The sequence below is a fragment of the Paenisporosarcina sp. genome (assembly GCF_057785155.1).
Genome location: NZ_JBYNRN010000049.1, coordinates 19,287 through 34,856 on the forward strand (window position 1 = coordinate 19,287; position 15,570 = coordinate 34,856).

Consider the following 15,570-nt stretch of genomic DNA (forward strand, 5'->3'; position numbering starts at 1 on the left):
TTTTATATACACAAAATTGGAGGAAACAACATTGAAAACAATTAAACATTATGGTTGGAACGATAGCTGGGAAACAAAATGGAATGAACAAATACGAAGTGAAAAGCGTGGAAAAATGGTTGCGGGTCGTGTATTACTTGAACATAAACATATGTATCGAGTGGTAACTGATCAAGGCGAATGGTTAGGAACCTTGTCAGGTAACTTTAAACATAACGCACAACAACGACGCGATTACCCTGCTGTAGGAGATTGGGTTGGAATCGAGCAAATGCCAGGGGAAGAAAAAGGAATCATTCACAGCATTTTGCCAAGAAATTCTTTATTCTCAAGAAAAGTAGCTGGTGAAACAACGGTTGAACAAATTGTCGCTGTAAATGTGGATTATGTACTTCTGGTCATGTCCTTAAACTTAGATTTTAATTTACGTAGACTGGAACGATATATGATTGCAGCATGGGATTCAGGTGCAAATCCTGTCATCGTGTTAACGAAAAAAGATCTTTGCAACGATCCTGAAACCTATATAGAACAAGCTGAAGCGGTTGCTTTTGGCGTTCCAATCTACGTTGTCAGTAGTGTTACTGGTGAAGGAATAACTGAATTACAGGATTTATTGAAAGATGGCAAGACAGCTGCCTTACTCGGTTCTTCCGGTGTAGGGAAATCATCATTAACAAATGCATTATGCGGAGAAGATGTTATGAATGTACAAAACATTCGCGAAGATGATGACAAAGGCCGCCACACAACTACCCATCGCGAGTTATTCCACATGCCCGGTGGAGGATTGCTCATTGATACGCCAGGAATGCGTGAGTTCCAGTTATGGGACAATAGCGAAAGTTTAGATGCTGGCTTTAAAGATGTGGAGCAGATTGCTGAAACTTGCCGATTTAATGACTGCCAGCACAATGGTCAACCAGGTTGCGCAATTGAAGAAGCGTTAAACAATGGCTCATTATCACGCGAAAGATATGCAAGCTATGAAAAGCTGAAAAAAGAATTAGCTTTCATGGAACGAAAAGCCGACTTAGCCGCACAAAAAGCGGAACGAAGTAAATGGAAGCAAATCACTAAAGATAGTCGAAAACGTCCTGTTAAAAAAAGATGATGAATTTCAATTCACAAAATCAAAAAAAGCTGTTCACACATCTCAAATGATGTTGAACAGCTTTTTCTTATTGATGTGACTTAATTTCGTTGCCAATGCGCGCATACATTTTCAGTTCGTCAATTAATCCATTGACTTGTTCTGCCGCTTCTTTGACAAGTCCATCACTGTCATAATCGAAAGTACTAGGGTCAAGAACTAACTGACGAGGAATTGCATTAGCATAAACTCCACGCATTACAGTACGCATATTGTTCAAACAATTGATGCCGCCTTTTCCCCCACCTGCAATGGCCATTAATCCAACCGGTTTGTGTAAAAATTGTGTGCTACCTAAAAAGTCGAGCGTGTTTTTAAGTGCTCCACTCATTGCACTATGGTATTCAGGTGAAATTAATAAAACGGCGTCTGCTTCTAAAACAGCTTTTCTTAAAGATTTTACAACCGGGTTTGCTGCTTGCTCTTCTTCTCCGTTATACATTGGCATTTCCATCACACTTAAATCCATCGTATGAAACCCGTATGTCCGTTCAATAAATCTTGCAGCGATTGCAGAACGGCCATGCTTACGTGGCCCACCACTAATTACTAATATATTCATAGTCTCTCTCCTTTACAAACCACTTGGTTCAGTTAATCCATGTTTGACTGCATATAAGGCAGCTTGGGTTCGATCTTGAACATGTAGTTTTGAAAAAATATTTGAAATATGTGTTTTAACGGTTTTCTCCGTTACGAATAATGATGACGCAATTTCTCTATTGCTTTTCCCTTTAGTCAGCTCGGATAAAACATCTTGTTCCCGTGGAGTTAATGGATATAACGTATGAGGAGGTTCTTCTTTCGGCTCTCGTTCCTTCATGAGTTGTGAAGTTGCATGAGGATGAAGCGTATTTTCTCCGCGCATCAGTGTGCGAATAGACTCCACTAAATCATCTGGTTCAATATCTTTTAATTGATAACCAGATGCTCCCGCTTCAATCGCAGGGATAACGTGATCTCGATCTGAGAAACTGGTTAACATGAGCACTTGTATATCAGGAAATTGTTTCTTAATACGTTTTGTTGCTTGAATTCCATCCATCTCGGGCATAACCAAATCCATTAACACGATATCGGGTCTCAGAATGGCTGTCAAGTCCACCGCTTCTTTCCCATTTGTCGCTTCCCCTACTACTTGTATATCTTTTTGGGTTTTCAGAAAAAATAGTAACCCCCTGCGAACGACATGGTGATCATCCGCAATCAACACTTTAATCATGCAGAATCCTCCTTAATAAGGAATACGGATTAATAATTCCGTCCCTTTTTCAATTTGACTTGTCCAGTCAACCGTACCTCCTGCTGCCTGTGCTCGGTCTTTCATACTTTGTAAACCAATAGAAGGAATTTGAATAGATGTATCGAGTAAAAACCCACGTCCCTCATCCTTTAAGACGAGCAATACATCAGTTTGAGTAATGGTAATAAACAACTCTGCTTCGTGAACGCCAGCGTGTTTACGAATATTATTTAATCCTTCTTGTGCAATACGAAATAGTGTTTCTTCCGTCCTTGAAGGTAGTTGTATGACACCAGTTACATGTACTTTTATTGTTAAACCAAGCATCTCTGCATAGCTTTTTATGCCTTCTAATAAACCGGTTTCAAGCCCTTTCGGCCGCAGTTGCCAAATAAGAGCTCTCATTTCAGTTAAAGCTTCTTGCGTGAGATGTTGAATTTCTTGAAACGTTTGTTTCACTTCATCATTCTCAGCCAGGATACTCCCTCCTCTTGCTGTCAAAGTGACAGAGAAAAGAAGTTGATTAACCGAGTCATGCAAATCCCTGGCGAGGCGATTCCGCTCTTGCACTAGCGCCATTTCCTGTTCTTGCTTCGTTAGCACAATTCGTTTAATCGCCGAACCCAATTGGAAAGCCACTGATTCAAGCAATGCAAGTTCATCTTCTGTAAAAGCAACTGTATGAGGTGAAGCAACGTTTAACAGCCCAAATCTTTCTGGACCGGATTGAAGTGGAACCGTCGCATGGTGGGTTATCCCGCCATGATCACCAACTTCCGCATGGATGGCATTTTCGATTCGTTGGCATTCAATCATGTTCGTCGCTTTTTTTAATTCACCATTTCTATATTTCGAAATACACCAACAGCCACCTTTTTGTAAATGATGACATTGGTTAAATTCGAGCGCTTGAGGTAAATGTTCATGGGCAATCAATTGATGCTTTCCTTTGCCGTCAATAAAGAATATCCAACCTGTTTGAAATTGTGTACCTGCTAAAAATTTTCGGAGTGCTCCCTGCAGCATCGTTGTCATTTCGGTCTCTTCATTGAGCAATTCAGCGATTTCCTTTAATAGCTCAATATTCGAGTGTTCATTACCAAGCATACATTCGACCTCCATTCACTACTAACTAGTATACGGAATATCATACCATTTGCTTTCGGGCATTTGCAGGAACTGTAGCTCCTACTTTTGACTGAACTAAGACACACAAATAAGGTTGATAAGAAAAAAAGGGCTGTCCCAAAAGTCATTTTATTGAATTTTAAGGGCAGCCCAATTCGAATTAAAAATAGCAGTGATTCCGTTACAAGCGGACGTTTTCCACGGGTGGTCCGGTCCGTGAGCCTCCTCATCGTAAGCTCTAGCGGGGTCTCATCTGAACACGATTTTTAGGGACTCATTAGAAAGTTCTTGAAAAATCCTATTATAGTGAAATTTTAGAATCAATTTCACTCAATTGAAGGTAACTTCTCGTTCGGTTTTCCCGCTTCCATTAACACCTTGCTACCCATTAAGAAAAATCCTTGAATAAACAATAGAATGCCGGTTCCAATTAACAACCATTCGATTTTAACCACGTCGGCCAATGGTCCGAAGATAAGCATTCCGAGAGGCATCATGGAACTGGAGATCATTCCTAAAACTCCAAATACTCGCCCAAGATAGTCCCCTTCCACTTTCTCTTGCAATAAAACCATTGAGGGTGTGTTAAATATAGGCATCGAAATACCGACAATCCCCATGAAAATCAAATATGCCCAAAAAACAGGGACTACTCCGAAGGCGACCGTGCACACTGCCATCATTAGTGTTGCGAGTGTCATCGTATGCATTTTGTTTTTAAAACCACCCCAAGACGCAATGATGATTCCGCCTGCAATCATGCCTAACGCAAAAGCAATTTCAATTGCCGTTAATCGCCAAACAGCGTTACCAAAGGTCCTGGCAACTTGAAGCGGTGTCAAAAACGCTGCAGGGGCAACTAGTACAAAGAAGAACGCAAAAAAGACAAAGAACTTCTTAAGAAATTCATGATTCTTGATATACGTATAACCCAGTTTTAAGTCACTCAAATAACTGGTTGTTTGTGCTTGCGCCGCCTTGGCATGTAAAGGTATTTTCAAAAATATTAATAGCGTGAAGACAGCTATCGCTGCAGTGACGACATCAATTAAAAATATCACTTCAATTGAAGCTACTGAAAGGAGTGCTCCAGCTAGCATGGGTGAAAGTAACATCACAAATGCCTGGATACTTCCATTCGTTCCATTTACTTTTGTTAGCTGTTCTTCCGGCACAATTTGTGGAAGTATCGCACCAACTGCCGGTGTTTGAATACCTGCTCCAATAGCACGAATGGCTGACATTACGAATAACAAGACGAGCGAATCATATCCGAGGAAAAATAAAATCGCTAATATGAGTGTTGAAATGGCAATCATTGAGTCTGCAAATATAATGAGCATTTTCCGGTTGTATCGATCTGCCCAAACTCCAGCAAATGGTGAAAGGAAAAAGGCAGGCAGGAAACCACAAACGATGGAAATTGTCATCATGACACCTGACTCTGTTGTTAAGGTGATATACCACATAATGGCATATTGCACTAACATAGAGCCAAACATTGAAAGGGTTTGACTGCTCAAAAAGAGGATGATATTCCTTTTCCATTGTTCATTGACTGGTTCAATTACTGTATTCATTATTGGCATCCTCTTCACTTTCGATTATCTTTAATGGCTTCAAAGAAGTTCGGGTTCTATTGTAGTTAAAATCTCGTATTCATTTCGTCTGTAAACTCTTTCGTGATCTTGTTTAATTTTTCTTTACTTTCGAGCTCAGTTGGGCTCGTCACTCCAATGTAGTATTTAATTTTAGGTTCTGTTCCACTTGGTCGAACACAAACCCATGATCCATCTTCAAGGAAATATTTAATGACATTTGATTTTGGTAAAGATAACTTTTCTTTCTTTCGTCCATCTACAAACGATCGATTTTGTGTTGAATAGTCTTCTTCCGAAGCGATTGAGAGACCGGCAATTTCTTTTAGAGGATTTTCGCGCAGGCTTGTTAATAATTGTTGAATCGCACGCGCTCCGTCTGCTCCTTTTTTGGTAACCGATACAAGACCTTCAAGGTAATAACCATGTCGTTCATACAGATCATGTAAAACGTCAAGTAGCGTCTTACCTTGGCTCTTATAATAAGCGGCTGCTTCCGTAATCGCTATGACAGATTGAATCGCATCTTTGTCACGAGCGAAAGGCTTGATTAAATAACCATAGCTTTCTTCGTAACCAAATAAGAATTGAAATTCCTTCGTTTCTTCGTATTGTTTAATTTTTTCGCCTATGAATTTAAAACCAGTTAAAACGTCTTCTGTGGACGCGCCGTGGTACTCAGCTATAACTCGTCCTAAATCCGAAGTCACAATGGTTTTAAAAACACGACCATTAGCTGGCATTTCGCCAGTTTCTTTTATTTGTGTTAATAAATAGTCAATTAAAATAGCGCCTGTTTGATTTCCAGTTAAAAGAACATAGTCCTCGTCTTGCCTGACGGCTATGCCTACTCGGTCGCCATCTGGATCAACCGTGATTAATAAATCAGCGCCTGTTTTCAATCCTTTTTCCTTGGCTAACTCGAACGAGCTTGCTTCTTCAGGATTTGGTGACTTTAGAGTTGGAAACTCTCCGTCAGGTTTCATTTGATCCGTCACATAGTCAAACTGGGTATAACCCGCTTCAGTCATTATTGTTTGAACCGTATCTCCTGATGCCCCGTGTAGTGGAGAAAAGACGACATTAATATTTTCTTTCATTGTCTGATCTGATTGATTTTGAACCGATTTAACAGCTTCACCATACAATTGATCAAGTTTTGCACCTACATATTGAATAGTGCCTTCTTTTAGTAGAGAACTGAAGTCTCCCTTTTCAATGGCTAATTCATCACCGATTTCATTTACGAATGAAATCACATGTTCTGCATCTTCAAGATTTAATTGTGCCCCATCTTCCCCGTACACTTTGTAACCATTGTATTCTGGTGGATTATGACTAGCCGTAATCACCACACCCATAAATGCATTTAGTTCACGTACACTAAATGACAACTGTGGGGTTGTCCGAGGAGATTCATACACATATGCTTGAATGCCATTTTTCGCAAAAGTAGCGGCTGCTTCATGTGCAAACTCCGGTGACTTTCTTCTGCTATCGTACGCAATAACAATGCCTCGTTTCATTGCATCCGTTCCTGCAGCCATAATGAATTCAGCAATCCCTTGAGACGCTTTACGCACCGTATACGTGTTCATGCGGTTCGTTCCAGCACCAATTTCTCCACGCATGCCTCCGGTACCAAATTCAAGGTTTTTATAAAAGGCATCTTCACGCTTTTTTTCGTCGGTTTGCATGTGTTGAAGCTGTACTTTTAGTTCTTCTTCAAGTGTTTCATTTGTTAGCCATTTTTGAAATGCTTGGTTGTAATTCATATGTATGCCTCCATTTTTAACAGTTTTTTGAAATTTTTATTGAAAAGAAAGGCCTTCCATCTAGTGGGATGGAAGGCTATTTATGTTTGTTTTCTTCAGTGAAGTCTCAACCTTTTTTATATTCAACACGGTAGACGTCGTGACGGCGGTCTTTCAGCTGCTTAACCGTACCATCTTGACGTTGGCGACGTAAAATCTCTAAATCCACATCTCCAATTAACACCATTTCTAAGTTCGGATTTGTTTCTCCAACAATTCCATCACGGGCAAATTCAAAATCTGATGGTGCATAAATGCCAGATTGTGCATATTGAATATCCATATTTTCAGTTTGTGGCAAGTTACCCACTGTTCCTGAAATAACTGTATAGATTTGATTTTCAACAGCACGAGCTTGTGCACAATATTTCACACGTAAGTACCCTTGTCGATCTTCTGTACAGAATGGCGCAAAGATAATATTAGCACCCATATCTGTAGCAATACGAGCAAGTTCTGGGAATTCAATATCGTAACAAATTTGAATCGCGATCTTCCCACAATCTGTATCGAATACGCGAACTGTATCTCCTGCACTAATCCCCCACCATTTTCGTTCATTTGGTGTAATGTGGATTTTGTATTGCTTATCAATCGATCCGTCACGACGGAATAAATACGCGATATTATAAATTTCATCATTTTCTTCTTTAACGAAATGAGACCCACCGACAATATTCACATTATATCGAACAGCTAAATCTGAGAAGAGTTCAATGTATTGCGGAGTGTATTCTGTTAATCTTCTAATCGCACGACTTGGTGAAGGTTCATTTAAGAATGACATCAATTGTGTCGTGAAAATTTCAGGGAATACAACGAAATCCGAATGTGCGTCTGAAGCAACATCTACGAAGTATTCACATTGATTGGCTAAATCATCAAATGATTCAATCGCACGCATCATGTATTGAACTACACAAATACGAACTGGATAACTCGTTTTAAAATGACGCTTCGACATTGGCTTATAGTCGACATTGTTCCATTCCATAAGTGTCGCATACTTACCTGAAGCTGTATCATCCGGTAAATAGTTTGGATTAATACGCATTAACGTAAAGCCATTCATAATTTGGAAAGTTAACACGGGATCATAAATTTTATGTCTTGATACTGCATCTACGTATTCACGAGGACGCATTTCATCTGCATGTTTATGATAGTTCGGAATTCGTCCACCGATAATAATTGACTTCAAATTAAATTGGCGTGCAATTTCTTTACGTGCTTCATATAAACGTTGACCAACCTTCATACGACGATATTCCGGATGTACCATTACTTCAATCCCGTACATATTGTAGCCTTCAGGATTATGATTGGTTATATACCCATCGTCCGTTACGTCAGACCATGAATGGCGATCATCGTACTCGTCGAAGTTGATGATTAAGCTGGAGCAAGATCCTATAATCTCACCGTCTAGTTCCGCTACCATTTGACCTTCAGGGAAAACACTTAAGTGACTACGCAATTGATCTACTTTCCATGGATCCATTCCCGGAAAACATAGTCTTTGCATTGCTAATAATGGTTCTATATCATCCATGGTTGTTTGTCGAATAACCATGCTTACTTCAAATTTTGATAAATCGAATTCCTCGGACATGTAATCTTCCCCTTCACAAAAGCTTCATATTTATTATATAAGAGTTCGTCGTTCGTTGAAAATATTTTACATGTGTTCATTGTAGAATTATAATTTGAGATGAGTTTATCCACTGAGGAGATATATGATCATGTCGAAAAAAATTGAAAATCTACTATTATTCATGTGGGTTGTTGCCTTAAGTGCAACAATGGGTTCTTTGTACTTTTCTGAAATACGCGGATATGAACCATGTGAATTGTGCTGGATCCAACGAATATTCATGTACCCACTTGTTCTAATTATCGGAATTGCCTATTTACAACGTAATGCACGAATCGCAATGACGACGGCTGTTCTAGCAATAATTGGTGGTGCGATATCACTGTACCATTACGGCATCCAAAAAGTCGACTTTTTATCTGATAGTGCTCCTGCTTGTGGTCGTGTTTCCTGTACAGGCGAATATATTAACCTATTTGGGTTTATAACGATTCCATTTTTAGCACTAACAGCTTTTGCACTTATTGCAGTTTCAAGTTTACTAGTTTTGAAAGCCCTGAAGGAGGAAAAATAAATGAAAAAGTTATTAATTATCGGTGGCGCTATAGCCGCAGTATTTATCTTACTAATTGTGTTAACGAATATGTCGAATGATAAAAAGTTAGCAGGCAACCCTTACGGTACCGAGGATTTAAAACAAGAAACAATCGATCAATTAGATGATGAAAACTACCAAAACATCATCCTTCCCGATGATTTAAAAGCAAAAGTTGAAAGCGGAGAACCTGTTACTGCTTATTTCTTTAGCCCAATTTGTTCACACTGTAAAGCGATGACACCTGTACTTATGCCAATAGTTGAAGAAATGGATGTTGATGTGGTTCAATATAATGTATATGAATTTGATCAAGGTTGGGACGATTATCGAATTGAAGCAACTCCAACAATGATCCATTTTGAAGATGGCCAAGAGGTATCTCGTATGGTTGGAAATCAGCCAAAAGAAAATATAGAAGCTTTTTTCAATGAAGTTGTATTAAAATAGAACATAACGTAGGCCATGTCATCGTACATGGCCTCTTATTTTGGAGGAATGTAAATGATTAAAACGTTCGATTACGCGTTACAAACAGACAATATCACGATTGAGCAATTGCTTCGTGACGAATTTAACATTAGCAAAAAAATCATGCATGAAATGCGCATGGCGAAAAGCATTGTTAATGAACAAGGTGAACCCATGGTTTGGCAGCACCACTATCCAATCGGAACTAAACTTACTTTCAATGTGAACGTAGAGCCTTCATCATACGTGGCTACGCATACATGTGAAGTACCAATTTTATTCGAAGATGCTCATGTACTCGTGGTATCTAAACCTGCAGATATGGCCACTCACCCAAATGACCCAGGTCAAACTGGGACATGTATGAACCATGTAATGGCTTACGTGAAAAAGCAGGGTGGCGTTTATGCGGAGCATGTTCACCGCTTAGATCAAGGAACAAAAGGTCTCGTTCTAATTGCGAAGCATCCATTAATTAAATCCATGCTTGACCGCATGCTAGAAGAAAAACAAATTATTCGTGTTTATGAAGCGATTGTTGATGGATCTATGACACAAAAAAATGGAACGATTCGTTCTTCCATCGGGAAAGATCGTCATGATTCTGCGCGTCGCGCTGTATCACCTTCTGGTCAAGAAGCCATTACTCATTTTGAAGTAGTCGGAAAAGATGCTAACTTTACAAAAGTACATGTCATTTTAGAAACGGGTCGCACGCATCAAATCCGTGTGCACTTTAGCTCAATCGGTCACCCTGTAACTGGAGATCGCATGTATGGTTCTCGTACAAGAGCCGACAATTACTCCTTACATGCAAAGAAATTACAGTTCGTTCACCCGATTACCAAAGAAATGATCGTTGTGGAAGATTATAAATAACTTCGATTTAAAATGAATGCAAGTTGCAATACGTTGAATCAAGAAACTCATGCAAGAAGGGCTAAGTGATCATTTCACTTAGCCCTTTTTATATATGATTTTAGAATTCCTTATAAAAGGTGTGGCTGATTTTCATTGCTGCGGACGCTTTCCGGGGGGCACGGCTTTAGCCCCTTCCCTCGCTGCGCTCAGTCCAGGGTCTAAAGCTCGCGCTGATCCCCTCGGAGTCGCCGCCTCCATTTTAATCAGCAAAAAAACAAAAAAATAAAATCAAGTTGAGAAAAACCAATAATTTCTCTACTCATTAAATGCTTATTGACTTTCCCTTCTTGTTTTTGACCACTACCTAAAAACAATATCAATTTCCTCTCTGTCGTATTCTAAAATCCAATCATTATATTCATTGTATAGAAATCTTATTGTTTCTTTATCAGCTGCTAAGATGTCGCATCCACGATCATCATATAAATGATAAATTACTTTTTTGGTGAGATTAATAAGATAAATATCATATCCACTTTCAGGATTATTTTTCAATATTGTTGATGCATGAGCAAAGTCATCATAACTAATCGCTTTTAAAAGTTGGAGATATTTAATTTCATTTTTCATGCACTGCAGCAGAAATCGATGGGTAACATCTTGAACACATGCCCACTCCTCTGCTTCATCTTCGAAAACACTTGGTAAAAGCGAATATTGTAGTTTGTGTAATTTCTCTTTTTGTTTTACGTATTTTAGATATACGTTTAAAGGTTTGAACATCTGTAACGAAAAGAATTTCATCTTCATCATCAAATATTTTTTCAAACAAGGTGGTAGTTCGATTAATAATTTGAAGCAAATTCTCTTTTTCAGAAAATGCTATGGAGGGATTTGAAATTTCAAAACGCATGCTATATTTCCATGAATAAAATAAGGCAGGTCTTAAAATGAGTCCCTGAAAATTCTTTTCTAAAAATGAATGTAGAATGTTACTCATTGATTTCCTCCTATTAAATCTCTTTCAAGAATGAATTATCATTATGAAGAACAATGGAAAATTTATGTAGAGATTGTTCGTTATTCCTTTTAAACTATCTAGGAAGGCTTGTCTAGTTTGAAGATAATGGAGGTAATTTCGAATGTCAAATCATAGTAACGAAGAAAAGCTTACAGGAGGGAACGTCTCAAACGTATATCGCTTGGAAGATACTGTTCGACGAGAAATAAAGCCTGATAGTGTTAAGATTCATGGATTATTGAAGCACTTGGAAAGTAAAGGTTTTATTTATGCACCGAAGTTTTTAGGTATTGATGAAAAAAATAGAGAGATATTATCATTTATTGAAGGAGAAGCTGGAAATTATCCTCTAAAAGAATACATGTGGTCTAATGATGTATTAAAAGAAATAGCGAAAATGCTTCGTCTCTATCATGATGCTGTGAGTGATTTCCCCTCATTAAATGAATGGATACCAATGGATAATACACCAAATAATATTGAGGTTCTATGTCACAATGATTTTGCTATATATAACATAATTTTTAATCACAAAAAGCCAGTAGGCATTATAGATTTTGATATTGTTGCTCCTGGCCCAAGACTTTGGGATATAGCTTATACTCTTTATACATGCGTCCCTTTAAGTAGGCATTATCATACCGAAAGAGGCGAGGCAGTTCAGTATAATTCAACACGTGATGCACAACGTATAAAACAAAAAGTTGAGTTGTTTTTTGAAACCTATGGTATTGAGGAAATAAAAGATGGATATTTAGAGATGGTATTGTTGCGATTAGAAGGATTGTGTAAATACATGATAAGAAAAGCCGATGAAGGTGAGATGGCTTTTCAAAAAATGATAGATGAAGGACATTATGAACATTATCAAAAAGATATTCAATTCATTCGTGAACATGGAAAAGAATGGATCTAAGGGAAAGCTATCGTTAAACAAGAGTTCACTCAATTTATAACAAAAGGAGCTTGGATTCCAAGCTCCTTTTTATTATGCTATTTTAACTGTTGATTATTGTTTCAATACTAACCGTTTTGTTATCACTGTTTTTTTCGGATTAGCGGAAGGTGGCGACTCCAGCGGGATTAGCGGGTCCAGGTGAGACCCCGCAATGAGCGAAGCGATTGAGGAGGCTCACGGACCGCCCGCGGAACGCGTCCACCTGCAGCGAATTATATACTTTTCATTAATAACATTTGTCTTTAAAAAAGAAGAGGTCAGAAATTAAAATTAAAGTTATCTGGATCTGCGCCTGTTCGTTCATTTAAATTTAATGAATCAATATTTTTCATATCTTCAAAAGATAATTCAAAATCAAATACATCTGCATTTTCTAAAATTCGCTCTGGCGTTACCGATTTTGGAATCACAGTCAGGTCATGTTGCAAGTGCCAACGAATAATTATTTGAGCAGGTGTTTTGCCATACTTATTCCCAATACGAACTAATGAAGGTTCATTTAATAAACCTCCTCTTGCAAGTGGAGACCAAGAAGTAATTGCAATGTCATTTTCCGCACAGAACGTACGTAAGTCGAATTGAGTTAGTCTTGGAGAAAGTTCAATTTGGTTAACCATTGGCTTAACATTTGCTTTTGCAAATATTTCTTCTAAGTGATGGGCATGATGATTAGAAACCCCAGTTGCTCTGATTAGCTTTTCATCATACAAACGTTCAATGGCACGGTACGTATCTACAAATGTCTCTTTTACCGGCCAGTGCGTTAAATACAAATCTAAATAATCAAACCCTAATTTCTTAAGGGATGTTTCAAATGCTCGTAAAGTTTGATCATATCCCTGATCTGAATTCCACACCTTAGTCGTTATGAAAAGTTCTTCTCGCTTCAATCCTGAAGCACGAACTGATTCACCTACTTCTTTTTCATTGGCATATAAAGAAGCTGTATCAATGGCACGGTAGCCCGTTTTTAAAGCCGTCGTCATTGCATGGATTGCTTCATCAGGATTTGTCATTTTATAAACACCTAAACCCAGTCTCGGCATTTCCACCCCGTTATGTAGTGTTTTAGTGGATTGTAAAGTATGAATCATGATCTTCATCCTTTCCTTTCGTTCTCACTCTATTGTACAAATTGACAACTTTTTTTACGAGTCTGAAGCTTTTTATTCAAAAACTATTGCACTTCCACCAATAAACGAATATTATATGGAATGTTGGCAATTTCGTTCGTCTTTTTGAAAGGAGACACACTATGTTTCGCTTAAAAGAACACAATACTAATGTAAAAACTGAAATTTTGGCTGGGATGACCACTTTCTTAACGATGGTTTATATCGTAATCGTTAACCCTTTTATACTTGCTGATGCGGGTGTACCGTTTGACCAAGTCTTCCTAGCTACTATTATTTCGGCTGTGGTTGGTACGTTATGGATGGGATTATTCGCAAATTATCCAATCGCTATTGCACCAGGTATGGGATTGAACGCATTTTTTACTTATACAGTTGTCATTTCATCGAATGGTGAAATTAATTTTATAACTGCCTTCTCTGCAGTATTCATTGCCGGACTTTTATTTATTATTTTATCTTTAACACCTTTACGTAAAAAGTTAATTGAAATTATTCCTGAGAACTTAAAACATGGTATTACTGCGGGTATTGGTTTGTTTATTGCCTTTATCGGATTACGCTTATCAACATTAGTAGAAGCTCATGAGCAAAACTTAGTGAAACTTGGTGATTTAACAAGTGTCCCGGTATTATTAACTCTTTTCGGTTTACTCGTTACCGTTATTTTAATGGTCTTAAACGTTTACGGCGCATTATTCTACGGAATGATCGCAACAGGGATCGTCGCTTTCTTTACTGGTCAACTGAAATTTACGGATCAACTTATGAAGCTCCCATCACTTCCTGAAGGCATCATCGTTTGGAATCCTGTAACAGCTTTGATGGATGTCATTGAATTTGGTTTATTTGGAATTGTCGTCTCGTTCTTGTTGGTTACATTGTTTGATACGACAGGTACGATGATTGGTGTTGCTAAACAAGCTGGTTTAATGAAAGGCAACACTATGCCAAGAGCACGTCAAGCATTGCTTGCTGACTCGGTAGCGACAACTGTAGGTGCAATGGTCGGAACAAGTCCTACATCCGCTTACATTGAATCCTCAGCAGGAGTAGCAGTTGGTGGACGTACTGGACTAACGTCTGTAACGGTTGCCGTATTATTTATGATTGCTGCTTTCTTTGGACCTCTGGTTGCATCATTATCAGGAGTTGCTGCTATAACAGCTCCAGCATTAATCATTGTCGGTAGTTTAATGATCAGCGCAGTTAAACATATCGATTGGGATGCCTTCGATGAAGCATTCCCTGCTTTTATCATTATTCTGACTATGCCTTTAACGTCAAGTATTGCTACAGGTATTGAATTAGGATTCATCCTGTATCCATTATTGAAAATCTTTAAAGGACAAGCTCGCAATGTTCATCCATTGCTTTATATCTTTGCCGCATTGTTCTTATATCAATTATTATTCTTACCACATTAAAATAACGACTGGAGTCCTTTGACTTCAGTCGTTTTATCTTTTAGCTTTGGCGGACTTTCCGAAAGACCGATTTTTGTCATATTTAAACCATAGTGAATATTTCTTTTTGAAATGAAGTAAGCTATACTTATTGAAGGTAATGTAATTCTCTTAAGAGGAGGCAACATATATGAACTTACTTCTTATTCTTGGTGTTAGTGTTGCATTCCTTGCTGCGATTTTTACGGCAGGGTACGACGACAAACCTGGTGCACCTGAAAAGAAAAATAATTAATAACACAGCTTGCCTCATTTTTGGGGCAAGCTTTTGTTTTGTCTAAAAAAAGGAATCTTTTCATATGATATGAGGTTCTCTTCAGAGGTGCGAGCCTCCGGTGCTTTTTTCTAGTTTTAATTTATAGTAAGCCTAATTTTTATCTGGTCTTCTTCAACTAAACCAGCTAATAGGATGTCAATATTTTTCACTAAAATTCTAATTAACCCTATGTTATACTATTTTGAGCATGCCAAACAGCCCTCCAAAAACCTTTTTGGAAGGTTTTCTCTTTTTTAATTAAAACCGTTAATTAAGCTA

13 protein-coding genes and 1 pseudogene are annotated in these 15,570 nt (G+C 38.2%); 6 read left to right on the top strand and 8 right to left on the bottom strand.

What is annotated here, in order from left to right; all coding sequences use genetic code 11:
* Nucleotides 1-31: 31 nt before the first annotated feature.
* Nucleotides 32-1,114: a ribosome small subunit-dependent GTPase A gene (gene rsgA / locus AC3EA5_RS17510; protein WP_488609486.1), complete on the top strand. Its 1,083-nt coding sequence runs from the start codon at nucleotides 32-34 to the stop codon at nucleotides 1,112-1,114.
* Nucleotides 1,115-1,181: 67 nt separating this feature from the next.
* On the opposite strand, the gene AC3EA5_RS17515 is transcribed toward rsgA, so the two are convergent.
* The 6 genes from AC3EA5_RS17515 to AC3EA5_RS17540 all read right to left on the bottom strand — a co-directional run bounded on the left by AC3EA5_RS17515 (nucleotide 1,182) and on the right by AC3EA5_RS17540 (nucleotide 8,548).
* Nucleotides 1,182-1,715 carry an NADPH-dependent FMN reductase gene (locus tag AC3EA5_RS17515; RefSeq protein WP_488609487.1) on the bottom strand — a complete coding sequence of 178 codons (534 nt, stop codon included), beginning with the start codon at nucleotides 1,713-1,715 and terminating at the stop codon, nucleotides 1,182-1,184.
* Between the two features lie 12 nt (nucleotides 1,716-1,727).
* Nucleotides 1,728-2,375 (bottom strand): response regulator transcription factor, encoded by a 648-nt coding sequence (locus AC3EA5_RS17520; protein WP_488609488.1) that lies wholly within the window; start codon nucleotides 2,373-2,375, stop codon nucleotides 1,728-1,730.
* A gap of 12 nt (nucleotides 2,376-2,387) precedes the next feature.
* Entirely contained in the window at nucleotides 2,388-3,503 is a 1,116-nt protein-coding gene (locus AC3EA5_RS17525; protein ID WP_488609489.1) for a GAF domain-containing sensor histidine kinase, read from the bottom strand.
* Between the two features lie 347 nt (nucleotides 3,504-3,850).
* Nucleotides 3,851-5,104 (bottom strand): MFS transporter, encoded by a 1,254-nt coding sequence (locus tag AC3EA5_RS17530; protein WP_488609490.1) that lies wholly within the window; start codon nucleotides 5,102-5,104, stop codon nucleotides 3,851-3,853.
* Between the two features lie 65 nt (nucleotides 5,105-5,169).
* Nucleotides 5,170-6,897: a phospho-sugar mutase gene (locus AC3EA5_RS17535; protein WP_488609491.1), complete on the bottom strand. Its 1,728-nt coding sequence runs from the start codon at nucleotides 6,895-6,897 to the stop codon at nucleotides 5,170-5,172.
* Nucleotides 6,898-7,003: 106 nt separating this feature from the next.
* Nucleotides 7,004-8,548, bottom strand: a complete 1,545-nt coding sequence (locus AC3EA5_RS17540; protein WP_488609492.1) for a GNAT family N-acetyltransferase — start codon at nucleotides 8,546-8,548, stop codon at nucleotides 7,004-7,006.
* 130 nt (nucleotides 8,549-8,678) lie between these two features.
* Between AC3EA5_RS17540 and AC3EA5_RS17545 the strand changes: the two genes are divergently transcribed.
* Genes AC3EA5_RS17545 through AC3EA5_RS17555 form a run of 3 tightly spaced genes read left to right on the top strand, consistent with a single transcriptional unit; the run spans nucleotide 8,679 to nucleotide 10,475 of the window.
* The gene (locus AC3EA5_RS17545) at nucleotides 8,679-9,104 is read left to right on the top strand and encodes a disulfide oxidoreductase (RefSeq protein ID WP_488609493.1); all 426 of its coding nucleotides are present in this window, start codon (nucleotides 8,679-8,681) and stop codon (nucleotides 9,102-9,104) included.
* Nucleotides 9,105-9,575, top strand: coding sequence for a thioredoxin family protein (locus tag AC3EA5_RS17550; protein ID WP_488609494.1), 471 nt, complete (start codon nucleotides 9,105-9,107; stop codon nucleotides 9,573-9,575). It begins immediately after the preceding gene.
* Nucleotides 9,576-9,629: 54 nt separating this feature from the next.
* Nucleotides 9,630-10,475, top strand: coding sequence for an RluA family pseudouridine synthase (locus AC3EA5_RS17555; protein WP_488609495.1), 846 nt, complete (start codon nucleotides 9,630-9,632; stop codon nucleotides 10,473-10,475).
* Nucleotides 10,476-10,817: 342 nt separating this feature from the next.
* Here AC3EA5_RS17555 and AC3EA5_RS17560 read toward each other — a convergent pair.
* Nucleotides 10,818-11,457: pseudogene (locus tag AC3EA5_RS17560) on the bottom strand (DUF3885 domain-containing protein).
* 142 nt (nucleotides 11,458-11,599) lie between these two features.
* Here AC3EA5_RS17560 and AC3EA5_RS17565 point away from each other — a divergent pair.
* Nucleotides 11,600-12,394: a phosphotransferase gene (locus AC3EA5_RS17565; RefSeq protein ID WP_488609496.1), complete on the top strand. Its 795-nt coding sequence runs from the start codon at nucleotides 11,600-11,602 to the stop codon at nucleotides 12,392-12,394.
* A gap of 299 nt (nucleotides 12,395-12,693) precedes the next feature.
* Here AC3EA5_RS17565 and AC3EA5_RS17570 read toward each other — a convergent pair whose 3' ends face one another.
* A complete protein-coding gene (locus tag AC3EA5_RS17570; RefSeq protein WP_488609497.1) occupies nucleotides 12,694-13,530 on the bottom strand; it encodes an aldo/keto reductase in 837 nt (278 codons plus the stop codon).
* A 161-nt stretch (nucleotides 13,531-13,691) separates the two neighbouring features.
* Here AC3EA5_RS17570 and AC3EA5_RS17575 point away from each other — a divergent pair, with 161 nt between their 5' ends.
* A complete protein-coding gene (locus tag AC3EA5_RS17575; RefSeq protein ID WP_488609498.1) occupies nucleotides 13,692-14,996 on the top strand; it encodes an NCS2 family permease in 1,305 nt (434 codons plus the stop codon).
* Nucleotides 14,997-15,570 lie beyond the last annotated feature (574 nt).